The sequence below is a fragment of the Plantibacter sp. T3 genome (assembly GCF_902506515.1).
In the GTDB taxonomy this organism is placed as follows: domain Bacteria; phylum Actinomycetota; class Actinomycetes; order Actinomycetales; family Microbacteriaceae; genus Plantibacter; species Plantibacter auratus.
This window is the reverse complement of sequence record NZ_LR733286.1, coordinates 1,358,510-1,380,892: the sequence shown is the minus strand read 5'-3', so window position 1 is coordinate 1,380,892 and position 22,383 is coordinate 1,358,510. Positions and strand designations below refer to the sequence as shown.

Genomic DNA, 22,383 nt, shown 5'->3' with positions numbered 1-22,383 from the left:
GGTTACTTCTTGTCCTTGTCGTCTTCGTCCTCGACGACCTCGGCGTCGACGACGTCCTCATCGGAGGTCGCCTCCTCAGCCGGGGCCTCGGTTCCTGCGGCGGACTCGGAGGCCTGCGCCTGGGCGTAGATCGCCTCGCCGAGCTTGACCTGGCTCTCGTTGAGCTTGTCGAACGCGGTCTTCACCGCGTCCTCGTCCTCACCGGCGAGCGCGCTCTTCAGGGCGTCGACATCGGCCTGGACGTCGGTCTTGACGTCCTCGGGCAGCTTGTCGTCGTTCTCCTTGATGAGCTTGTCGATCGAGTAGGCGAGCTGCTCGGCGCTATTGCGGACCTCGGCCTGCTCGCGGCGGGCCTTGTCGTCCGCAGCGTGCTCCTCGGCCTCGCGGACCATGCGCTCGATGTCCTCCTTGCCGAGGGACGAGCCACCGGTGATGGTCATCGACTGCTCCTTGCCGGTGCCCTTGTCCTTGGCGGACACGTGCACGATGCCGTTGGCGTCGATGTCGAAGGTGACCTCGACCTGCGGCACACCGCGCGGAGCCGGCGCGATGCCGGTCAGCTCGAAGGTGCCGAGGTTCTTGTTGTCGCGGGTGAACTCGCGCTCACCCTGGAAGACCTGGATGGCGACGGACGGCTGGTTGTCGTCGGCCGTGGTGAAGGTCTCGCTCCGCTTCGTGGGGATCGCGGTGTTGCGCTCGATGAGCTTCGTCATGATGCCACCCTTGGTCTCGATACCGAGCGACAGGGGGGTGACGTCGATGAGCAGCACATCCTTGCGCTCACCCTTCAGCACGCCGGCCTGGAGGGCTGCGCCGACGGCGACGACCTCGTCAGGGTTGACGCCCTTGTTGGGCTCCTGACCACCGGTGAGCTTCTTGACGAGCTCCGCGACGGCGGGCATACGGGTCGATCCACCGACGAGCACGACGTGCGCGATGTCGGAGACCTTCACGCCGGCCTCGGCGATGACGTCGTTGAACGGCTTGCGGGTGCGCTCGAGGAGGTCCTGCGTGAGCTCCTCGAACTTGGCGCGGGAGAGCGTCTCGTCGAGGTTGGCCGGGCCGTTCTCCGTGAGGGAGAGGTACGGGAGCTGGATCGAGGTCGACATCGAGGAGCTGAGCTCCTTCTTCGCCTGCTCGGCGGCTTCCTTGAGGCGCTGCTTCGCGATCTTGTCGCCCGAGACGTCGACACCGGTCGAGTCCTTGAAGCGCTTGATCAGGTAGTCGACGACGCGCTGGTCCCAGTCGTCTCCACCGAGGCGGTTGTCGCCCGAGGTGGAGCGGACCTGGATGGTGGAGAAGTCGTCGTCCTTGCCCACTTCGAGCAGCGAGACGTCGAAGGTACCGCCACCGAGGTCGAAGACGAGGATGAGCTCGTCCTCCTTGCCGCGGTCGAGGCCGTAGGCGAGGGCTGCGGCGGTCGGCTCGTTGATGATGCGGAGCACGTTGAGGCCTGCGACCTCACCGGCCTCCTTCGTGGCCTGACGCTCGGCGTCGTTGAAGTAGGCGGGGACGGTGATGACCGCGTCGGTCACGGTGTCGCCCAGGTACTGCTCGGCGTCGCGCTTCAGCTTCGCGAGGATGCGGGCGGACAGCTCCTGCGGCGTGTACTTCTTGCCGTCGACGTCGAACTTCCAGTCGGTGCCCATGTGGCGCTTGACGCTCGCGATGGTGCGGTCGACGTTGGTGACGGCCTGGCGCTTCGCGGTCTCGCCGACGAGCACCTCGCCATCCTTGGTGAATGCGACGACGGAGGGGGTGGTGCGGAAGCCCTCGGCGTTGGCGATGACGGTGGGTTCTCCACCTTCGAGGACGGCGACCACCGAGTTGGTGGTACCGAGGTCGATGCCTACTGCACGTGCCATGTGTTGGTTCTCCTTGTGTTGACTGCCGGTTCGGAACTCGTCGACTCGGGCGGCATGCGGATGGCGTCCGGCCGACTCGACGAGCTCGGCACCGAGCTGGTTGATGGGGTGATGCTGGTGTGACGTCGAGACTTGAGCCCCGATGACTCAATGCTACCGAGGCCCGGTTTCGACGTCAAGAAAGTTGAGTCCGCCTGGCTCAACTCCCAGCGGATGGCCAGGGTGACCGCGACCCAGGTGCCCTTCGACAAGCTCAGGAACCAGGACGGGGAACGGTCCGCGAGCGACGACAGGCTCAGGGTCCGGAACGGATCCCGGACCCTGAGCCTGTCGAAGGGGTAGTGCCTACGCGGCGTCCACCAGCACCGCAGCATGCTCGGTGACGACGATCTTCCCGCCGACCGCGTCGACGTGCACGGTCGAGCCGTCGCCGACCCCACCACTCACGACGAGCTCGGCGATGCGGTCGTCGACCTCACGCTGGATGAGGCGACGCAGGGGGCGCGCGCCGTACTCCGGCTCGTAGCCGAGCTCCGCGAGGAGCGCGAGCGCCTCGGGCGTCGTCTCGAGTGACGCACCGCGCGCGGCCAACCGTTCGGTCGTGCGGCCGAGCATCAGCCCGACGATCTCCTGCAGCTGCTGCTGGTCGAGCTTGCGGAAGAGGACGATCTCATCGATGCGGTTGAGGAACTCCGGACGCATCGCCTCGCGCAGCTTGCCCATGACCCGGGTGCGCAGCGCCTCCTCGGAGCCGAAGCCCGTCGGGTCGTCGGCGCCGCCGGCCACGAAGCCCATCGCACCGGACCGGGAGGCCAGGAACTCGGAGCCGAGGTTCGACGTCATGACGACGACCGTGTTGCGGAAGTCGATCGTCCGCCCCTGACCGTCGGTCAGGCGACCGTCGTCGAGCACCTGCAGGAGCAGGTTGAACACGTCCGGGTGCGCCTTCTCGATCTCGTCGAACAGCACGATCGAGTACGGGTTGCGTCGCACGCGCTCGGTGAGCTGGCCCGCCTCGTCGAACCCGACGTACCCGGGAGGGGCGCCGACGAGTCGTGACACCGTGTGGCGTTCGCCGAACTCGCTCATGTCGAAGCGGATCACGGAGTGCTCGTCAGCGAAGAGGGATCCGGCGAGCGCCTTCGCGAGCTCCGTCTTACCGACGCCGGTGGGGCCGAGGAACAGGAAGCTGCCGACTGGTCGGTTCGCATCCCCCATGCCCGTGCGATTGCGACGGACGGCCTTCGACACCGCGGTCACGGCGTCGTGCTGGCCGACGACGCGAGCGTGCAGTTCGTCCTCGAGACCGGCGAGACGTTCCCGCTCGCCCTCCGTGAGCCGACTGACCGGGATGCCGGTGGCGCGGGACACGACGCCGGCGATCTGGGCCTCGTCGACGACCGCGTCGCGGTCGGTGCGGGCACCGGGTCCGTTGGAGGCGGCGTCGAGCTTCGCCTGCACGGCGGTGATCTCGTCGCGGATGCGCGAGGCCTCCTCGTAGTGCTCGGCCGACACGGCCGCGTTCTTCGACGCCTCGAGTGTCGCGAGCTCCTCGACGAGGGCGCTCACGTCGACCGCCTTCCCGAGCCGCAACCGCAGCCGGGCTCCGGCCTGGTCGACGAGGTCGATGGCCTTGTCGGGCAGGACGCGGTCGGGCAGGTAGCGGGCCGAGAGCTCGACGGCGGCGCGGAGGGCGTCGTCGGTGAAGCGGACGTCGTGGTGCTCCTCGTAGGCAGGGCGGAGACCGTCGAGGATGAGGACGGCGTCCTCGATCGACGGCTCGCCGACGCGCACGGGCTGGAAGCGGCGTTCGAGTGCCGGGTCCTTCTCGATCCCGCGGTACTCACGGAGCGTGGTCGCACCGATGAGGTGCAGCTCACCGCGCGCGAGACGCGGCTTGAGCATGTTGCCGGCGTCCATGCCACCCTCGCCGGAGCCTCCGGCGCCGACGACGGTGTGGACCTCGTCGATGAAGACGATCAGCTCGGAGCGGTTGGCCGCGATCTCGTCGAGCAGGCCGGTGAGGCGCTCCTCGAAGTCGCCGCGGTACCGGGTTCCGGCGACCATGGCCGGCAGGTCGAGTGAGATGACGCGCTTCCCGCGCAGCTGCTCCGGGACGCCGCCGTCGACGATCGCCTGGGCGAGCCCCTCGACGACCGCGGTCTTGCCGACGCCGGCCTCGCCGACGAGCACGGGGTTGTTCTTCGTGCGGCGGGAGAGGATCTCGATGGTCTGCTCGATCTCGTCGGCGCGGCCGATCACGGGGTCGAGCGAGCCGCCGGCGGCCAGGGCCGTGAGGTCCGTGCCGAAGCGGTCGAGCATGGGGGTGTCGGAGTCGGCGTCGTCCGCCTCGTCGTCGCTCCGGTCGTCGGTGGCGACGCCGGGGTCGCCGACGGCCTGGCGCATGCCCTGGGTCAACGCCTCCGCCGTGACGCCGGCGCGGGCGAGGACCTCACCGGCGGGCGAGTCCTGGTTGATGACGAGCGCGAAGAAGAGGTGCTCGGGGTCGACGTACGTCGATCCGGCGGCGCGGGCCACCTGGTAGGCGTGGAACAGCGCGCGCTGAGCCGACGGCGTGATGGCCGGGTCCTTGACGCTCGGCGAGGACGCCTGCGGCAGGCGCTGCTCGGCGGCCTTGGCGATGACCTTCGGGTCGACGCCGAGGCGCGCGACGGCGTCCTTCGCGGGCTCCTCGCTCACGATGACGCGCAGGATGTGCAGCGCGTCGAGCTCGTTCTGGCCGCGCTCGAGCGCGAACCGGCCGGCGCGCTGCAGGATCTCCTGCGTCCGCGCGGTGAGGAAGCGGCTGAGGTCGATGGTCCGCGCCGAACGCGCCCGCTCGCCCTCGAGGTATCGGGCGAGGAAGTCGTCGAACGACGACGATCCGCCGTCTGCTGCTGCGCCGCCCTGGGTGAAGTCTTCGGGCACGTGAACCTCCTGGATTCAAACTTGAGTGTCGTACGCTCAAGTCCAACGCGGGGCGCCCGACGCTATTCCCGGCGACGATCCGCGTCCCAGCGAACCTTCAGCCATCGCGCTACGGGACGCGCGCTACCGCCCGTTCACCACGCGGCACTAGCCTCAGTGCATGAGCACGACTCCCCCAGGTGGCACCGACGACACCGGCCGGACAGGCGGGCACGGCGACGAAGCCCCGCGTCTCGGATCCCGGCCCCGCAACTTCCCGCCACCACCGCTCGTCACCCCCGACGCCGCAGCGGCCACCGTCGACCTCGACACCTCGCAGGTCGCCGCAGTGAAGGCGCAGGCGGGCCGGAAGGGTCGCATCTTCGCGTGGAGCCTGTGGGACTGGGGCTCGGCGTCGTTCAACGCCGTCGTCACCACCTTCGTGTTCACCGTCTATCTGACGAGCGACTCCTTCGGCGAGGAGGCCGCGGTGTCGGCGTCGCTCGGGTGGGCGCTCGCCGCCGCCGGGCTGCTGATCGCGATCCTCGCGCCGGTCGTCGGCCAGCGGTCGGACTCCGCCGGTCGACGGAAGTTCTGGCTCGGCTTCAACACCTACGTCGTCGTCGCGATCACCGCGCTCCTCTTCTTCGTCGCCCCCGATCCGAACTTCCTCTGGCTGGGCCTCGTCCTCCTCGCGGTCGGCAACATCGTGTTCGAGTTCGCCGGCGTCAACTACAACGCGATGCTCGCCCAGGTGTCGACGCCCACCTCCATCGGCAAGGTCTCCGGTCTCGGCTGGGGCATGGGGTACATCGGCGGCATCGTGCTGCTGCTCATCGTCTACTTCGGCTTCATCTCCCCCGAGGTCGGACTCTTCGGCGTCACCGGCGAAGACGGCATGGACGTCCGCGTCGCGATGCTCGTGTCTGCGGCGTGGTTCGGGATCTTCGCCCTGCCCGTGCTGTTCGCGGTGCCCGAGTACCACGCACCCCAGGCTGTCGCCCGGCCGCACGTCGGGTTCTTCGCCTCCTACGGCGTCCTTGCCAAGAGCATCGCGGAACTCTGGCGCGACAGCCGACAGACGCTCTACTTCCTGCTCGCGAGCGCCGTGTTCCGCGACGGGCTCGCCGGTGTCTTCACCTTCGGTGGCGTCCTGGCCGCGGGGACCTTCGGCTTCTCACCCGGCGAGGTGATCATCTTCGCGATCGCCGCCAACGTCGTCGCCGGGATCGCGACGATCACGATCGGCCTGCTCGACGACAAGGTGGGGCCGAAACCCGTCATCGTCGCGTCGCTCATCGGCCTCGTCATCGCGGGAAGCGCCGTGTTCTTCCTCCACGAGGGCGGCGCGACGATCTTCTGGATCTTCGGGCTCATGCTGTGCCTGTTCGTCGGCCCCGCCCAGTCGGCGAGCCGCTCGTTCCTGGCGCGCATCATCCCGGAAGGCCGCGAGGGTGAGGTCTTCGGCCTCTACGCCACGACCGGCCGTGCCGTGTCCTTCCTCGCACCGACCGCCTTCGCACTGTTCGTCACGCTCGGTGGGGCGCAGTTCTGGGGGATCCTCGGGATCGTGCTCGTGCTGCTCATCGGCCTCGGACTGCTGATCCCGGTGCACGCGAAGCAGGGGCGGCTCGCCTCGCGGGTGTGACACGCGCCGCCACCGCTCGGGCCCTCGGGCCTTCTAGCTTGATTTCGTAATTACGACATTTGTACACTTGGGTCATGACGACCATCGACCCCGGCGATCACGAGGCACGTCTCGCGCGTCTCGAAGCAGCCGTGTTCGCCCGACCGGCCGACGACGACACGACCACCGAGCGAGCGGATGACGTTCCGTCCGCAGCGGTGGCGGGCGATGCCGACGACACCTTCTGGGCGCTCCGCGGGCTCGAACAGCGCACGGCCGAGCTCGAGCACGGGGCGGTCCTCTTCACCGGATCGGTCGTCACCGGCGGTGGACCCGTGCAGTGGCAGTACGCCAGAGCGACCGACGACCTCCTCGCGCTCGGCGACGACCCCGACGCCGCGGAATCAGCAGGCTCCGGTCCGCTCGCGACGGCGGCATCGCGACTCGCGGCCATCGGCTCGCCCGTCCGACTGCAGCTGCTCCTGGCCGTCGCCAACGGCACCTCCGCACTCTCGGACCTCGGCGAACTCGACGGCATCGGGACGACCGGCCAGGTCTACCACCACGTCCGCGTCCTGACGGCCGCCGGCTGGCTGCAACCAGCCGGCCGCGGACGGGTCGCGGTCCCGCCCATGCGACTCGTCCCGCTGCTCGTCGCCGTCGCCGCCATGGAATGACCACCGATCCCAGGAAGGACCCCGCATGACCGCCACACCACGCAGCACGTCCCGACCCAGACGGGTCTGGGTCGTCGCCGCCGTCAGCACCGCTGTCGCCCTCGCGATCGGGCTCGCCTTCCGGCCAGGGCCCTCGACGCTTCCCCCCGAGGCCACCGGCGACGCCGAACTCGCGGCCACCGTCCGCGAGCTCGCCGGCCCCGACCGCAAGGCCCTGCTGGCCGTCGTCGTCACCCCGGACGGCACCCGCACCGCGACGATCGGCGCCGAACCGGACACCCGGTTCGAGATCGGGTCGGTGAGCAAGGCCTTCACGGGACTGTTGCTCGCCGACGCGATCGAGCGCGGCGAGGTCACCCCGGAGACCAGGCTCGGTGACCTCCTCGAACTGGGCGACGCGCCAGCGGCGGACGTCACCCTCGCGCAGCTCGCCACCCACACCTCCGGCCTGCCCCGGCTGCCGATCGACCTCTCGACGATCCTCTCCTCGACGTGGTTCGCGCTGACGACGGCGAACCCGTACGGCGAGGACCTCGACCAGCTGCTCGAGCAGGCGCGGTCCGCATCCCTCGACACCCCGAAGGGTACCTACTCCAACCTCGGCTTCGAACTCCTCGGTGCAGCCCTCGGCTCGGCCGCCGGCACCAGCTACGCCGACCTCCTCGAGGAACGGATCACCGGTCCGATGGGGCTCGACTCGACCAGCCCCGTGAGCGATGCGGCCGAGCTCGGCGACCGCGACCTCCTCGGTGAGACCGCCGGCGGACGCACGGCCGCCGCATGGACCGGTACGGCGATCGGGCCCGCCGGTGGCATCCGCTCGGACACAGAGGATCTCGCGCGCTTCGCGGAGCGACTGGCCGACGGCAGCGCGCCGGGCATCGAGGCGCTCGACCCACAAGCGGCGTTCGGCGATCGCGAGATCGGCTGGGCCTGGATCACCGACCGGAAGGCGATCGACGGTGAGGACCTCGTGTGGCACAACGGCGCCACGGGCGGCTTCGCGTCCTTCGTCGGCGTCGTTCCGGCGACCGGCACCACGGTGGTCCTCGTCTCAGCGACCCAGGAGTCGGTCGATGCGGCCGGCGTCGCCCTCCTCGAGCAGATCGGAGCAGCACGATGATCGAGATCCTGATCCCCGCCGTCGTCGCCCTCGTCGTCGCGTGGGTGCTCGCCCTCCAGGTCGTCCACGCGTGGAGTACGGGACGCTGGGCGGCGACCGAGCGCTACCGACTGGTCGTCGACGCGGTCGACAGCATCGTGATCCTCGCCCTCGTCCGCGCCCTCGCCGCGCCGGTCGGCGTCTGGTCCTGGGCGTGGATCATCGCCGTCGCGATCGTCGGCTTCGGACTCGCCGGCGCAGCACTCCGCTGGAACACACTCCCCTGGCACGCACCCAAGCCGAGGCGGACCGTCGACGAGCACGGGGCGACGGTCGAGACAGCCGTCGAACCGCGCACCCGCGGTCGGCAGGTCCTGTCGGGGATCTACGCCGTCGTCGGTGCCGCGATCGTCGCGCTCTGCTGGTGAGCGACCGCAGCCCACGGTCGGGTCAGGCGCCCGGGAGCACGAGCCCCTTCCGCAGGGTGACGTTCCCGTACTTCCTGGTCTCGCCCGTGCGGATGATGAGGAACGCCGTGGCGGCCTCGTCGTAGTAGGCGAACCGGTCGACGAAGCGCACGGCGTCCGCGGTTGTGCCGGCGGCGGCGATGAGTTCCCGCTGGACGTCGAGCACCGTGCCGTCGGCACTCGTCATGAGGTCGAGCACGGGCTCGTCGTCGAGCGGGATCACCGTGCGCACCGCTCGGAGGACCTCCGGCGTCGACAGCGTCGGCAGCACGACGACGCGTTCGCCGAGCCGGGTGGCCGGGAAGTGCGCGTCGGCGATCACCACCGCGTCCGAATGTCCCATCGCGTCCAGGTGCAGCAGCAGTTCGCCGCTCAGCACCGGGTCGATCCCTGTCAGCATGGTGACCTCCTCGTCATGGTTCCGTGTCCATCCGTCTGCCCGATCATGTCAGTCCGTCGACGCCGACCGGCCCGCGGGGGTCGAGCCGGTAGACGCGCGTCGCCGTCCCGCCACGCAGTGCATCGCGTTCCGCCGGCGACAACTCGTCGACGAGACCGGACAGCTCGTGCCAGACCGCACCGTACCCGCCGCTCGTGACGGTCATCGGCCAGTCGCCGCCGAGCATCAACCGCTCGGGCCCGAAGCAGGCGAGTGCGGTGTCCCAGGCCCGACGCACGTCGGCCGCCACGAACGGCCGACCGGATCGATTGAGGCCCGACACCTTGGCGACCACGTTCGGTGACGCCGCCGCCGCGGCCAGCTCGGTCGCCCATCGTTCGAAGGCCTCATCGTCGCGCGGCGGCTTCGCGAGGTGGTCGACGACGATCGTCAGCCCCTCCTCCAGCCGTGCGAGTCCGGTGGCGTCACGGAGCAGCCGAGGGAAGGCGTTCGGGAGGTCGAGCGGAAGCCCCCGGTCCGCGAGGACCGCCGCCAACCGGCGCGCGGGTGCTGCCAGGAGCAGGCCGTCCCGGGGATCGTCGTGCAACAGCTGACGAACGCCGCGGAATCGTGGATGCACTCCCCAACGGTCGAGCAGTTCCTCGGCCCGCTTCGCATCGTCGATCGGTACCCAGCCGACGACGCCGACCACCCAGCTGCAGGTGTCCGATGCGTGGAGCATGGACATCGTGTCGAGCTCCGTGTCGTCGGCCTGGACGAGGATCGCCGCATCGACGCCGGCCGCTTGCAGCTCTGCGGCCGCACGCTCCGGCGTGAAGTCCTCGCGAAGCGACTCGTCGGCCGAAGCGAGCCAGTGATACCCGTCGGCGCGATTCCACAGATGGAGGTGCGCGTCGATCGTCCGCATCAGCCGAGCAGCCCTCTGGTGCGCAGCTCCGTCCAGAAGGTCTCGGGGATCGGCGCCTCGAAGCGCTCCACGTTCTGGATCATCTGCTCCGGCCGCGAGGCGCCGACCGCGACCGTCCGCACGGCGGGGTGGCGGAGCGGGAACTGGAGGGCGGCCGCGGGCAGTTCGACCTCGAACCGACGGCAGATCTCGGCGATGTCGACGGCGCGGTCGAAGACCTCCGGCGGGACGGCACCGTACTCGTAGCGTCCGTCGCGGTCGGGGACGGCGCGGGCCAGCAGGCCGGAGTTGAACACCGAGGCGGCGACCACACCGACGCCGTGTTCCAGGCAGGCGGGCAGCACCTCCTCGGCCGCCGGTTGCTCGGCGAGCGTGTACCGACCGGCGATCATGATGAGATCGGTCAAGCCCGTGCGTACCGCGGCGAGCAGAGCGGCGACGTCCATCGACCCGATCCCGACCGCCCCGACGAGTCCTTCGTCGCGGAGGGCGGCGAGCGCCGGGATCCCCTCGGATATCCCGGACTCCGGATCGTTGCGTTCCGGGTCGTGGAGGTAGAGCACGTCGACGCGGTCGAGTCCGAGTCGTTCGAGGGACTCGTCGAGCGAGCGCCGCACGCCCGACTCACTCGCGTCCCACTCACGCCGCAAGGTCGCCGGGACGACGAAGTCGTTGTCGGTGTCGAGCGCACCCGCCCCCTCGGGGTTCGGCACGAGGAGGCGGCCGACCTTGGTGGACAGGACGTACTCGTCGCACGGCTTCGTCCGCAGGAAGGCGCCGAGCCGACGCTCGGAGAGACCGAGGCCGTAGTGCGGAGCCGTGTCGTAGAAGCGGACGCCGTGTTCCCAGGCCGCATCGAGGATCGCCCAGGCCTCCTCATCGCTGAGCTCGCGGTAGAGGTTGCCGAGGTTGGCGGCGCCGTACGCGAGCCGCGGGACGAGCAGGTCAGGCACCGGCGCCCCGGAAGGTGAACTCGGCGATCGACGTCGCGAGCATCTCCGAGCCGCCGCCGGGGGCGAGCGGCGCGCGGTATCGGCCGGCGACGATCTCGACGGGCTCGACGAAGTGCTCGTGCAGGTGGTCGACGAATTCGATCATGCGTCCATCCTCGCTCCCGGACACGGCGATGAAGTCGAACATCGAGAGGTGCTGCACCGCTTCGCACAGCCCGACGCCACCGGCGTGCGGGCAGACCGGGACACCGAACTTCGCGGCCAGGAGGAGGATCGTGATGTTCTCGTTCACGCCGGCGACCCGCGTCGAGTCGATCTGGAGCACCTGGAGGGCGTCGGCCTGCAGGAACTGCTTGAACATGATGCGGTTGGCCATGTGCTCACCGGTCGCGACCGGGATCGGGGCGACGCCGCGCGCGATCGCCGCGTGGCCGAGGATGTCGTCGGGGCTCGTCGGCTCCTCGATCCAGGCGATGTCGTAGGGGGCGAGTCGGGACATCCAGTCGATCGCCTCCGCGACGTCCCACCGCTGGTTGGCGTCGACGGCGATGCGGATGTCGGGCCCCACCGCGTTCCGGGCGATGGCGAGGCGACGGACGTCGTCGTCCACGTGACCGCCGACCTTGAGTTTGACCTGCGTGAATCCGTCCGCGACCGCTTCGCGACACAGACGGTCGAGCTTCTCGTCGGAGTAGCCGAGCCACCCGGGCGTCGTCGTGTAGGCGGGGTACCCGGCTGCGAGGAGGGCCTCGGTCCTGGCCTCCCGTCCCGGTTCGGCGCGTCGGAGGATCGTGAGGGCGTCGTCCGGGGTGAGGACGTCGCTCAGGTAGCGGAAGTCGACGAGCTCGACGAGCTCCTCCGGCGTCATCCTGGCGAGCAGCCGCCAGAGCGGCAGGCCGGCACGTTTGGCCTTGAGGTCCCAGAGCGCGTTGACGACGGCGCCGATCGCCATGTGCATGACGCCCTTCTCTGGGCCGAGCCACCGGAGCTGGGAGTCGTAGACGAGTTCGCGCCAGAAGGACCCGAGGGCGTCGAGCACGGGCTCGACCTCGCGACCGAGGAGGTGCTCCCGGAGGGCGGCGATCGCTGCGACCTCGACGTCGTTGCCGCGTCCGATCGTGAAGACGAAGCCGTGGCCCTCGTGGCCGTCGTCCGCATCCGTCACGAGCCGCAGGTAGGCGGCGGAGTAGTCGGGGTCGGGGTTCATGGCATCCGAGCCGTCGAGGGTGGTCGAGGTCGGGAACCGGACGTCGTGCGTCTCGAATCCGATGATGGTACTCACGTCGGCATGCTCCTTCGGGCTGGTGCCACCGAGCTTAGACATCCGATGTCTGGGCTGTCAATGCGCTCAGCGTGGACCAAATCACCTGTTGCAACGGCGGGGTCGGGCGGTAGAGTTCAGACGTTATCGGCTACGGAGCCGGGTCCGCACGCGGGCACCGGCGGAACCGGAAGGACCAGCATGCGCTTCGCCAGACTCGGCCCCGCGGACGGGGAGACCCCCGTCGTGTTCGCGGGAGACACCGCCTACGACCTCCGATCGATCACTCCCGACATCGACGGAGCGTTCCTCGCCGGCGGCGGCGTCGATCAGGTTCGCGCCGCCCTCGAGTCGGGTGCGCTCCCCGTCCTCGACGGCGCCGACGAGCTCCGGATCGGCGCTCCGATCGCCCGGCCGAGTGCGGTCGTCTGCATCGGGATGAATTACGCGGCGCACGCGGCGGAGTCCGGATCCGCTCCGCCCGAGATCCCGATCATGTTCCTGAAGACGCCGAACACGGTCGTCGGCCCGAACGACGACGTCCGCATCCCGCGCGGCAGCACGAAGACCGATTGGGAGGTCGAGCTGGGCGTCGTCATCGGCGAGCGCACCTCCTACCTCGACAGCCCTGAGGACGCCCTCGGCCGCATCGCCGGCTTCGTCACCGCGAACGACGTGTCGGAGCGCGACTTCCAGATGGCGGCGAGTGGCGGGCAGTGGTCCAAGGGCAAGTGCGCTCCGGGCTTCAACCCGACCGGCCCGTGGCTCGTGACGCCGGACGAGGTCGACGCCGGCGCTCTGCGACTCCGCAGCTGGGTCAACGGCGAACCGCGTCAGGACTCGAGCACGGCGGACCTCATCTTCGACGTCGCCACGGTCATCTGGCACCTGAGCCAATACCTGCAGCTCGAACCCGGCGACCTCGTCCTGACCGGCACACCCGAGGGCGTCGCGCTCTCCGGCCGGTTCCCCTACCTCGCACCGGGCGACGTCTGCGAGGTCGAGATCGAGGGCCTCGGCCGCCAGCGACAGCGGTTCGTCGACCCGATCCCTGGAATCGCGCCGTCCGCCAAGCCGGCCGAGGCACTCGGAGCCCGCGCATGAGCGCCGCAGACACCGGCGAGTTCGACGGACTCGTCGCGATCGTCACCGGCGGCGCTTCGGGGATCGGTGCCGCCATCGTCGAACGTCTCGCCGCAGCTGGCGCGAGCGTCGCGATCCTCGACCTGAACCCGTCGCCCGACGAGGACTCCGCCACCCGCCTGTCGGTGCGGGCGAACGTCGCCGACGACGCGTCGGTCCGCGCGGCGATCGACGCCGTCGTCGCACGGTTCGGCCGCCTCGACATCATCGTGAACAACGCCGGTATCGGCGCGCAGGGCACCATCGAGTCCAACGACGACGACGAGTGGCACCGCGTCTTCGACATCAACGTGCTCGGCATGGCTCGCGTGACGCGCGCGGCCCTCCCACACCTGCGCGAGTCGCCGTCGGCCGCGATCGTGAACACCGCGTCGATCGCCGCGACGGCGGGACTCCCCCAGCGCGCGCTCTACACGGCGACGAAGGGAGCCGTGCTGTCCTTGACGCGAGCGATGGCCGCCGACCACCTGCGCGAGGGCATCCGGGTGAACTGCGTCAACCCGGGCACGGCCGACACCCCCTGGGTTGGCCGGCTGCTCGACAGCGCCGCCGACCCGGCCGCAGAACGCGCCGCACTCGAGGCACGCCAGCCGCATGGCCGACTCGTCGCCGCGACCGAGGTCGCCGGTGCCGTCGCCTACCTGGCGAGCCCGCGATCAGGCTCGACGACCGGCACCTCGATCGCCGTCGACGGCGGGATGCAGGAGCTCCGCCTCCGCCCCGAGTAGCGAGAGCGGGGTTCCCATGCCGCCTCACCGTTCACAACGCAGGAGCGCCCCGGCGGTTCTCCCGCGAGACGGCCATCCCCAGGCCGACACGCCTGACTCCTCCTGAATTGCGAACCCGGGGCCGAGGATCAGGCGGGCGAGCTACCGGTCGGTGTCGGGGCGCGGCCACGCGGCGACGAAGCGCTCGAGGTACGCGGCGAACTGCGCCGCCTCCGCGGGCGCGAATCCCGAGAGCGCGGTCGTGACCGCGTCGCGTCGACCCCGGTGCGCCTCCTGCAGGACCGCGCGGCCGGCGGCGCTCAGCTGCACCACGCTGCGTCGACCGTCGTTCGGGTCGACTGCGCGAGCGACCTCGCCGCGCTTCGTCGCTTCGGCCACGAGCCTGCTCGCGCGGGGTTGGTCGACACCGATCGACTCCGCGAGCGCACTGATCCCCATGCCACCGGCCGCCTCATCACGAGCGAGCGCGTCCAGCATCCGGAACCGAGCAGCCTGTGCGATCGCCTGCTCGCGCGGGTGACGGGCGCCACCGACGGGAGCCCAGGGCCCACCGAAGCCGGGTCCGAAGCCCGGACCGCGCCCGCGCCCACGTTCGTCATCAGCGCCGCCGTCGGTGCCGTGCCGATGACCGCCCCCGTGCTCATCGTGGTGGTGATCACCGGGCCCGCCGCGCCCACCGCGTCCGCCGAAGCGACGGCCGGACTGGTCCCGTCGGATCTGGACGAGGGCCTGCTCGATCATCTCCACCGGGTCGGTTGCTGTGGGTTCGCTGGGCTGCGCTTGACGATCATCGGACATACATGTCATTATACATTTACATGTAATAGAGCATGCAAATAAGGAGACCACCCATGAACACCCCCACGACTTCCCCAGAGCAGTCCACCACCCAGTCCGCCGAGCGCCCGCTCGGCTTCTGGCTCCGCACCGTCGATCACGCGGTCAAGCACTCGATGCACGAGGTGCTCGCCGAGGACGGCCTCGGCCGCCGCAGCTGGCGCACGCTCGAGCTCATCGCCTCCGGCGCGTCGAGCATCGAGGAGATCGACGCCGCGCTCCCGCCACACCGCCGCGGACCGCGCGGCCCCGAACGGTTCGGCCGCCGCGGCGGGTTCGGCCCCGGTCGCGGCTTCGGTCACCCCGAGCGCACCGCCGAGGCGACGGCTGACGCCGACTCTGCCGAGCGTCCCAGCGGCCGCGAGCACGGCCACCCCGCTCACGACCGGGCCTTCGGCCGCGGCCGCGAGTTCGGTCCCGACTTCGGTCGTGATCACCGTTCCGGCGGCGCACCGTTCGGCCCTGGCCACGGCCACCACCGCGGTCCTCGTCGCTCGACCGCGGACATCGTCATGGACTTCGCCGCGCGCGGTTGGGTCACGGTCGACGCCGACGGCATCACTCTGACGGACACCGGTCGCGAGGCGCACGACGCGCTCCGCACGAGGGTCGACGCGGTCCGCCAGACCGTCGCCGACGCCGTCTCACCCGAGGACCTCGCGACGACGCTCGCCAGCCTCGAGAGCATCGCCCGAGCCTTCGGCCGGGACGAGCACACGGCGCACGAGCACGGCCCACGCGGTCGCTTCGGTCGCGGCCCCCGCAGCGAGCGCTGACCGGCCGCCGGCGTCTTCCGCCCGTGCGGACCCCAGCCGAACACCATGCACAGAGCCCCGGGCAGCAACCGCTGCCCGGGGCTCTCTCCGTTCGACCCACCGTCCCGTTCTCAGGACTCCGTGGCGTGTCGCCCTCCCGCGAAGCCACACACACCGGACAACTCCTGAGTTGGGGACGAACGGACCACACCCGACCCCGGCGCCCCTATCTCAGGACTCCGCCGCGTGTCGCCACCCACACGAGCCCGACACACCGGACAACTCCTGAGTTGGGGACGAACGGACCACACGCGACCCGGGCGCCCCTATCTCAGGACTCCGTCGCGTGTCGCCACCCACACCAACCCGACACACCGGACAACTCCTGAGTTAGGGACGGCACCACTTCGGCTACTCCGTGAGGCCGTTCGCCTTCGCGACGTTCCCGAGCCACGCGAGGCTCGGCTTCGGCGTGCGCACGAAGGTCTCGCGATCGACGGCGATGAGGCCGAAGGTCGGTCGGAAGCCGCTCGCCCACTCGTAGTTGTCGAGCGCGCTCCAGTGGAGGTACCCCTCGAGCTGGATCCCGTCCTGGATGCAGGCGTGCAGCTCGCGCAGGGCGCCGTCCGTGTAGTCGATCCGACGCGTGTCGTCCGAGGTCGCGATGCCGTTCTCGGTGATCATGATCGGCACCCCGCCCGATAGCTCCCAGGCGCTCCGCACACCTTCGGCGGCGGCCGGAGGGTAGAACTCCCAACCGGTGAGCGTCGTCTCGACGCCGTCCTCGACGGGCAGCGGTCCCTTCGGCCCGATGAACGTGCGCGTGTACGCCTGGACGCCGAGGAAGTCGTCGCCGGCGGACTGCTCGAGGTACCAGTCGTCACGCGGGTAGCCGTACTCGCGCAGCATCTCGTCGGAGCCCGGCTCACCGTTCGACCGGAACGCCTGCGTCGCGATGGTCCAGCCTGACTTCAGGCCGGACACCTGCGAGAGCACCTCGCGCGAACGCTTGTGGGACTCGAGGAGCGCGTCGGCCACGAAGAGGTCCGGGTTCGGCAGGCCGTACGCGACGAGGTTCGCCGCGTCCTCACCACCGGCGAGCATCGCGGCGATGTTCGGCTCGTTGATGGTGCAGACGTGATCGACGCCCTCGCCGACGATCGGCAGGGTCAGCTCGGTGTACCGCGCGAAGAGGTCGGCGGCGTCCTTCGCCCGCCAGAACCCGTCGCGCTCGAACCAGCGTGGCACCGTGAAGTGCATGAGCGTGACGACCGGGTTGAGTCCCAGCTCGTGTGCGGTGTCGACCATGCGACGGTAGTGGTCGACCTCGGCACGCGAGACGATGCCGCGCTCGGGCTCGATCCGGGCCCACTCGATGCTGAACCGGTAGGTGTTGAGCCCGGCGTCGGCGAGCAGCTGCATGTCCTCGCGGTAGCGGTGGTAGCTGTCCATCGCGTCACCCGAGGGCTCGACGATGTTCGTCCCGGCTTCGTGCTCGTGCACCCACCAGTTGCTGTTGATGTTGTTGCCCTCGATCTGGTGGGCAGCGGTGGCGGCGCCCCAGAGGAAGCCGTCGGGGAAGGTCAGCACGGGTGTTGCTCCTGTTTCATGTAGAGGTGTGGCCCTTCGACAAGCTCAGGGACCGGAAGGAAGACCGGGCCCTTCGACAAGCTCAGGGACCGGAAGGGGTGGGCCCAGGGGCACAGCACACCCCACCACCCCCCTGCACCACCCACCAGCACTGGGAAGGACCCCTGTCATGAAGCGCACCAGAACCCTCGGCGTCATCGCCGCCGTCGCGACGATCGGCATGCTCGCCGGCTGCGCGGGCAACTCCGGAACGGGCGGCGACGACGCCGACACCCTGAAGATCGCCGCATTCGAAGGCGGCTACGGCGCCGAGATGTACAAGGAGGTCGTCGCTGCCTACGAGAAGCTCAACCCCGACGTGAAGATCGAGCTCACCACGAGCAAGACCCTCGCCGACGAACTCACCCCGCAAGTCGCCGCGGGTGACTACCCGGACCTCGTCTTCCTCGGTCTCGGTGCGAAGGAGGGCTTCACCGAGTCCTTCGTCCGCGACAACAACCTGGAAGACCTCACCGGTGTCCTCGACGAGAAGATCCCCGGTGAGGACGTCACGGTCGGCGACAAGCTGACCCCCGGCATCGTCGGCAACCTCAACACCAACCCCTACGGCGACGACAAGGTCTACCTGATGCCGATGTACGCGTCGCCGACCGGCCTCGTGTACAACCAGAAGCTGTTCGCCGACAACGGCTGGACCGTCCCCACCACCTGGGACGAGATGTTCGAGCTCGGCGACACCGCGAAGGCCGAGGGTATCTCGCTCTTCACCTACCCGACGGCGGGCTACCTCGACTCCTACTTCTTCTCGCTGCTGTCGGCAGTGGGCGGACCGGAGTTCCTGAACGACGTCCTCACCTACAAGCAGGACGTGTGGAAGTCGGACGACGCGACCGAGGCGCTCGAGCTCACGACGAAGCTCCTCAACTACGCGGCCCCGACCACGGTCGGCTACGCGAACGGACAGGACTTCACGAAGAACCAGCAGACCATCCTCGACGGCACGACGCTCTTCATGCCGAACGGCTCCTGGATCGCGAACGAGATGAAGGACGCCCCGCGCACCGACGGCTTCCAGTGGGGCCTCACCCCGGTCCCCGCTCCCGAGGCCGACGGCACGCGCTACCTGACGACGTTCGTCGAGTCGGCGTGGGTTCCGAAGGAGGCGGCGCACAAGGACGCGGCGAAGGACTTCATCGCGTACCTGTACTCGGACGAAGCCGCCGACATCTTCGCGAAGGCGAACGCCATCCAGCCGATTCAGGGGCTCCCCGAGCGCCTGACCGGTGAGGCGAAGGACTTCTACGCCGTCTACAGCGAGCCCGGCGTCGAGGCCGTCGTCGGTGCCTTCGCCGCGACCAAGGCGGTCCCCGGCGTCGACCTGAAGGCCACGCTCTTCGACGCGGCCAACAGCGTCCTCTCCGGCACCATGACCCTCGAGGACTGGCAGAACCAGGTCAACGAGGCGAGCAACAAGCTCACCGACCAGCTCGCGGGCTGATCCGAACCGGTGCGCCCGTCCGATCCCTGGTCGGACGGGCGCACCACCCTCTTCGCAGAAAGGACGCGCTGTGGCCAGACGCCCCGTCTCCCTCAACACCCGTGGGAAGAACCGCTTCGTGCTGCTGTGCGTCGCGCCCGCGATCATCCTCTACGTGCTCTTCATGGTCGTCCCGACCTTCGACGTCTTTCGGATGTCGCTCTACAACTGGACCGGCGTCGGCGGCACCCCCACGTTCGCCGGCTTCGACAACTTCGTCGCCCTCGCCGGTGACATGCAGTTCGTCCGGGCGTTCCAGAACACCGTCTTCCTGCTCGTCGTCGTCTCCATCGTGACGATGGCCGGCGGGCTCGTGCTCGCCGGGGTCATGACCCAGGGCAAAGTGCGGGCGAGCAACCTGTACCGGTTCATCCTCTATCTGCCGAGCGTGTTGTCGATCGTCGTCGTCGCCGCGATCTTCTCCGCCGTGTACGACCAGCAGAACGGCCTCATCAACGGTTCGTTGAACTTCCTCGGCCTCGATTCGTTGTCGCAGGTCTGGCTCGGCGACCAGAAGATCATCATGTACAGCATCGCCTTCGCGATGGTCTGGCAGTCGCTCGGCTACTACCTCGTGCTCTACATGTCGGGCATGTCGAACATCCCCGCGGAGATCTACGAGGCGTCGGCGCTCGACGGTGCCGGCCCGTTCCGGCAGTTCTTCGACATCACGCTGCCGCTCGTCTGGGAGACGCTGCGTACGTCCCTCATCTTCTTCATCATCAGCTCGATCAACCTCGCGTTCGTGCTCGTCCGAGCATTGACCGGCGGCGGCCCGGACGGCTCCTCCGAGGTGCTGCTCGACTACATGTACAAGCAGGCGTACACGAACTCGAGTTACGGCTACGGCATGGCCATCGGGACAGCGATCTTCCTGTTCTCATTCCTCGCGGCGCTCATCATCAGCCGCGCGACCAAGCGAGAGGTCCTCCAGTTCTGATGACCACGACCACCTCAGCCCCAGTCCCCCCGATCGTCACGCCGCCGTCCTCGTCGGTCCCGCCTGGTCCGACCTCCCGTCAGCGCGTCCGTCGTCGTCGGCCGGTGTCGTGGATCTCGAACCTCGTTCTGATCCTCATCTCGCTCATGATCCTGGTGCCCGTGCTCTGGGTCGTCATGGCATCGGTCAAGACCAAGGGCGAGTTCTACGGCAACCCCTGGGCGCTCCCGGAGGGCCTGCACTGGCAGAACTTCGCGGACGCGTTCGTCGACGCCAACATGGGCCCGTATCTGCTCAACTCCCTGCTCGTCACGGTTGTCGGCCTCTGCTTCGTGCTGATCATCGCCGTGCCGGCCGCCTATGCGCTGGCGCGGTTCGAGTTCCGCGGCAAGTCGATCCTCGAGACACTGCTCCTCGCCGGTCTGTTCATCAACGTGAACTACATCGTGATCCCGATCTTCCTCATGCTGCTCGGGTGGGACAAGGCCCTGCGGACCTTCATGCCGAGCGGCTTCTTCATCGACAACCTGTTCGTGCTGGGGCTCGTCTACGCGGCGACGTCGCTGCCGTTCACGATCTACCTGCTGCTCGCCTACTTCCGCACCATCCCGGTGTCCTATGAGGAGGCCGCCACGCTCGACGGTGCGTCCCGGTTCCGCACGATGCGGACGGTCATGTTGCCCATGGCGATGCCGGCGATCAGCACGGCGATCCTGTTCAACTTCCTGAGCTACTGGAACGACTACATCATCTCCCTGTCGCTCATCCCAGGCGAGAACAAGACGCTGCAGGTGGGACTGCTCAACCTGTTCCAGGCACAGCGTGCGGCAGCCGACTACGGGCGGTTGTATGCGGGCATGGTGATCGTCATCATCCCGGTCGTGATCCTCTACATCATCATCCAGAAACGCTTGTTGCAGAACGTCGGAGCCGGAGGGCTGAAGGAATGACCAAGGAACGTGTGGGAGCCGTCGTCGCGGCGGTCGTCTTCGTGATCTGCGTGGCAGCGGTGATCATCGCCAACCAGTCCGTCGGGTGGCTGAACCTCGGGGTGATGCTGCTCGGACTCGCCGGGTTGATCACGCTGCTCGCCCTCTACAACCGGAAGTTCCGATGAGCGGCGGCTCGGCGGAGACGGTCGCCGCGCGGTTGGCTGAAGCGGTCGCCGTCGTGCCGTCGCCCCGGCAGCTCGCGTGGCAGCGGATGGAGTTCTACGGCTTCATCCACTTCGGGGTCAACACCATGACCGATCGGGAGTGGGGCGACGGCACCGAGTCGCCCGCCGTGTTCGACCCGGCTGGCGTCGATGCGGCGCAGTGGGTCGCGGCGGCGAAGAGCGCCGGCATGCGCGGGCTCATCCTCACCTGCAAGCATCACGACGGCTTCGCGCTGTGGCCGACGGCCGTCAGCGACCACTCGGTGGCGTCGAGTCCGTGGCGCGACGGTGGCGGCGACCTCGTGGCAGAGGTCGCGGAAGCGTGTCGCGCGGCGGGGCTGGCGTTCGGCGTCTACCTGTCGCCGTGGGACCGCGCCGAACCGAGCTACGGCTCGGGTGACGCCTACGACGACTTCTTCGTCGCGCAGCTGACCGAGCTCCTCACCGGATACGGCGAGCTGTTCTCGGTCTGGTTCGACGGCGCGAACGGCGAAGGGCCGAACGGCAAGAAGCAGCTGTACGACTGGGACCGCTACTACGCGGTCGTGCGCGAGCTGCAGCCGAACGCGGCGATCAGTGTGTGCGGGCCGGACGTGCGCTGGTGCGGGAACGAGGCCGGGTCCACGAGGGCTGACGAGTGGAGCGTGGTCCCCGCGTCGCTGCGAGATGCCGAGCGCACCGCGGACCGCTCGCAGCAGGTCGACGACGGGCTGTTCTCCCGGGCCGTCCAGTCCGACGAGGACGACCTCGGTAGCCGCGCTGCGATCCTCGCGAGCACGGAGCCGCTCGTCTGGTACCCGGCGGAGGTCAACACCTCGATCCGTCCGGGGTGGTTCCATCACCCCTCCGAGGACGGGATGGTCCGCTCGGCCGAGGAGCTCTTCGACATCTGCGAGCGGAGTGTCGGTGGGAACGCGACGTTCCTGCTCAACCTGCCGCCCACCAGGGAGGGCTTGATCGCGGATCCCGACCTCGAGAGCCTTGCCGGTCTCGGCCGACTCATCGACGACCTGGAGCGGCTCGACGTCGCGGATGCCGCTCTGCTCACGATGTCGAGCACGCCGGTGCCGACCGCGTCGATCACGGGTACGGGTTCGCAGCTGGACTTGGTGTCCTGGCGTCCGGCCGACGACGATCCGCTGCCGACCCTGCGGCTCCGCTGGGATCGACCCCATCTGGTGTCCGGGGTGAGCGTGCGCGAGGCGATCGCGCACGGTCAAGTGATCGAGGGGGTCGAGGTCTCGGTGGTGGACGCCGCCGGTGTGCCGCGGGTGCTCGCTTCGGCGGCGACGGTGGGCGCTCAGCGGATCCTCCGGTTCGGCGCCGTCGAGACGACCGAGCTGCGCGTGACGATCACCGCATCGCGAGCCCAGCCGCGGATCGCGCGGGTCGCGGTCTTCACGACCTCCTGACGATCTCCTCCGGTGCGGGTGTGCGTCAGCGCGGTGCGCTGGCGCGAGCGCGGGTTTGCCAGGCCCGTCAGCGCGGTGCGCTGACGCGAGCGCGGGTTGGTCGGCGTGGGCGCGCCCCC

Annotated in this window: 20 protein-coding genes; 12 read left to right on the top strand and 8 right to left on the bottom strand. The window is 69.3% G+C overall.

The features are described 5' to 3' along the window. Positions 1-2: 2 nt before the first annotated feature. Together dnaK and GV015_RS06750 are read right to left on the bottom strand one after the other, a co-directional pair. Positions 3-1,865, bottom strand: coding sequence for a molecular chaperone DnaK (gene dnaK / locus GV015_RS06755; RefSeq protein ID WP_064297153.1), 1,863 nt, complete (start codon positions 1,863-1,865; stop codon positions 3-5). A 345-nt stretch (positions 1,866-2,210) separates the two neighbouring features. Beyond that, positions 2,211-4,793 (bottom strand): ATP-dependent Clp protease ATP-binding subunit, encoded by a 2,583-nt coding sequence (locus GV015_RS06750; RefSeq protein WP_159877511.1) that lies wholly within the window; start codon positions 4,791-4,793, stop codon positions 2,211-2,213. 160 nt (positions 4,794-4,953) lie between these two features. On the opposite strand from GV015_RS06750, the gene GV015_RS06745 reads away from it, so the two are divergent. The 4 genes from GV015_RS06745 (at position 4,954) to GV015_RS06730 (ending at position 8,606) form a co-directional block, all read left to right on the top strand. Next, complete coding sequence (locus GV015_RS06745; RefSeq protein ID WP_086473038.1) at positions 4,954-6,420, top strand: MFS transporter; 1,467 nt, start codon at positions 4,954-4,956, stop codon at positions 6,418-6,420. A 74-nt stretch (positions 6,421-6,494) separates the two neighbouring features. Continuing rightward, complete coding sequence (locus tag GV015_RS06740; RefSeq protein ID WP_159877509.1) at positions 6,495-7,076, top strand: winged helix-turn-helix domain-containing protein; 582 nt, start codon at positions 6,495-6,497, stop codon at positions 7,074-7,076. A gap of 25 nt (positions 7,077-7,101) precedes the next feature. Then, entirely contained in the window at positions 7,102-8,199 is a 1,098-nt protein-coding gene (locus GV015_RS06735) for a serine hydrolase (protein ID WP_159877507.1), read from the top strand. Continuing rightward, positions 8,196-8,606, top strand: a complete 411-nt coding sequence (locus tag GV015_RS06730) for a hypothetical protein (RefSeq protein ID WP_159877505.1) — start codon at positions 8,196-8,198, stop codon at positions 8,604-8,606. Before GV015_RS06735 ends, GV015_RS06730 begins: the two co-directional genes overlap by 4 nt. Before the next feature lie 22 nt (positions 8,607-8,628). Here GV015_RS06730 and GV015_RS06725 read toward each other — a convergent pair whose 3' ends face one another. The 4 genes from GV015_RS06725 to GV015_RS06710 are packed head-to-tail and all read right to left on the bottom strand — an operon-like array spanning position 8,629 to position 12,187. Further along, entirely contained in the window at positions 8,629-9,045 is a 417-nt protein-coding gene (locus tag GV015_RS06725) for an RbsD/FucU family protein (RefSeq protein ID WP_124768569.1), read from the bottom strand. A 43-nt stretch (positions 9,046-9,088) separates the two neighbouring features. Beyond that, a complete protein-coding gene (locus GV015_RS06720) occupies positions 9,089-9,952 on the bottom strand; it encodes an amidohydrolase (protein ID WP_159877503.1) in 864 nt (287 codons plus the stop codon). Beyond that, complete coding sequence (locus tag GV015_RS06715; protein ID WP_159877501.1) at positions 9,952-10,905, bottom strand: aldo/keto reductase; 954 nt, start codon at positions 10,903-10,905, stop codon at positions 9,952-9,954. The genes GV015_RS06720 and GV015_RS06715 overlap by 1 nt, the downstream gene beginning before the upstream one ends. After that, positions 10,898-12,187 (bottom strand): L-fuconate dehydratase, encoded by a 1,290-nt coding sequence (locus tag GV015_RS06710; RefSeq protein ID WP_159877499.1) that lies wholly within the window; start codon positions 12,185-12,187, stop codon positions 10,898-10,900. Before GV015_RS06710 ends, GV015_RS06715 begins: the two co-directional genes overlap by 8 nt. Positions 12,188-12,367: 180 nt before the next feature. Here GV015_RS06710 and GV015_RS06705 point away from each other — a divergent pair, with 180 nt between their 5' ends. Further along, positions 12,368-13,270, top strand: a complete 903-nt coding sequence (locus tag GV015_RS06705; protein ID WP_159877497.1) for a fumarylacetoacetate hydrolase family protein — start codon at positions 12,368-12,370, stop codon at positions 13,268-13,270. Continuing rightward, positions 13,267-14,037, top strand: a complete 771-nt coding sequence (locus GV015_RS06700) for an SDR family NAD(P)-dependent oxidoreductase (RefSeq protein WP_159877495.1) — start codon at positions 13,267-13,269, stop codon at positions 14,035-14,037. The genes GV015_RS06705 and GV015_RS06700 overlap by 4 nt, the downstream gene beginning before the upstream one ends. Positions 14,038-14,178: 141 nt before the next feature. Here GV015_RS06700 and GV015_RS06695 read toward each other — a convergent pair whose 3' ends face one another. Continuing rightward, positions 14,179-14,835 (bottom strand): MarR family winged helix-turn-helix transcriptional regulator, encoded by a 657-nt coding sequence (locus tag GV015_RS06695; RefSeq protein ID WP_159877493.1) that lies wholly within the window; start codon positions 14,833-14,835, stop codon positions 14,179-14,181. 53 nt (positions 14,836-14,888) lie between these two features. On the opposite strand from GV015_RS06695, the gene GV015_RS06690 reads away from it, so the two are divergent. Then, on the top strand, positions 14,889-15,650 hold the full coding sequence (locus tag GV015_RS06690; protein WP_159877491.1) for a hypothetical protein: 762 nt from the start codon (positions 14,889-14,891) through the stop codon (positions 15,648-15,650). 390 nt (positions 15,651-16,040) lie between these two features. Here GV015_RS06690 and GV015_RS06685 read toward each other — a convergent pair whose 3' ends face one another. Continuing rightward, complete coding sequence (locus GV015_RS06685; protein ID WP_124768561.1) at positions 16,041-17,219, bottom strand: glycoside hydrolase family 1 protein; 1,179 nt, start codon at positions 17,217-17,219, stop codon at positions 16,041-16,043. 169 nt (positions 17,220-17,388) lie between these two features. On the opposite strand from GV015_RS06685, the gene GV015_RS06680 reads away from it, so the two are divergent. The 5 genes from GV015_RS06680 to GV015_RS06665 all read left to right on the top strand — a co-directional run bounded on the left by GV015_RS06680 (position 17,389) and on the right by GV015_RS06665 (position 22,264). Beyond that, a complete protein-coding gene (locus GV015_RS06680; RefSeq protein WP_159877489.1) occupies positions 17,389-18,717 on the top strand; it encodes a carbohydrate ABC transporter substrate-binding protein in 1,329 nt (442 codons plus the stop codon). Positions 18,718-18,787: 70 nt separating this feature from the next. Next, positions 18,788-19,696 (top strand): carbohydrate ABC transporter permease, encoded by a 909-nt coding sequence (locus GV015_RS06675; RefSeq protein ID WP_236555355.1) that lies wholly within the window; start codon positions 18,788-18,790, stop codon positions 19,694-19,696. Next, positions 19,696-20,646: a carbohydrate ABC transporter permease gene (locus GV015_RS06670; RefSeq protein ID WP_159877487.1), complete on the top strand. Its 951-nt coding sequence runs from the start codon at positions 19,696-19,698 to the stop codon at positions 20,644-20,646. Before GV015_RS06675 ends, GV015_RS06670 begins: the two co-directional genes overlap by 1 nt. Next, positions 20,643-20,813: a DUF6903 family protein gene (locus GV015_RS19025; RefSeq protein ID WP_167620520.1), complete on the top strand. Its 171-nt coding sequence runs from the start codon at positions 20,643-20,645 to the stop codon at positions 20,811-20,813. Before GV015_RS06670 ends, GV015_RS19025 begins: the two co-directional genes overlap by 4 nt. Further along, complete coding sequence (locus GV015_RS06665; RefSeq protein WP_159877485.1) at positions 20,810-22,264, top strand: alpha-L-fucosidase; 1,455 nt, start codon at positions 20,810-20,812, stop codon at positions 22,262-22,264. The genes GV015_RS19025 and GV015_RS06665 overlap by 4 nt, the downstream gene beginning before the upstream one ends. Positions 22,265-22,383 lie beyond the last annotated feature (119 nt).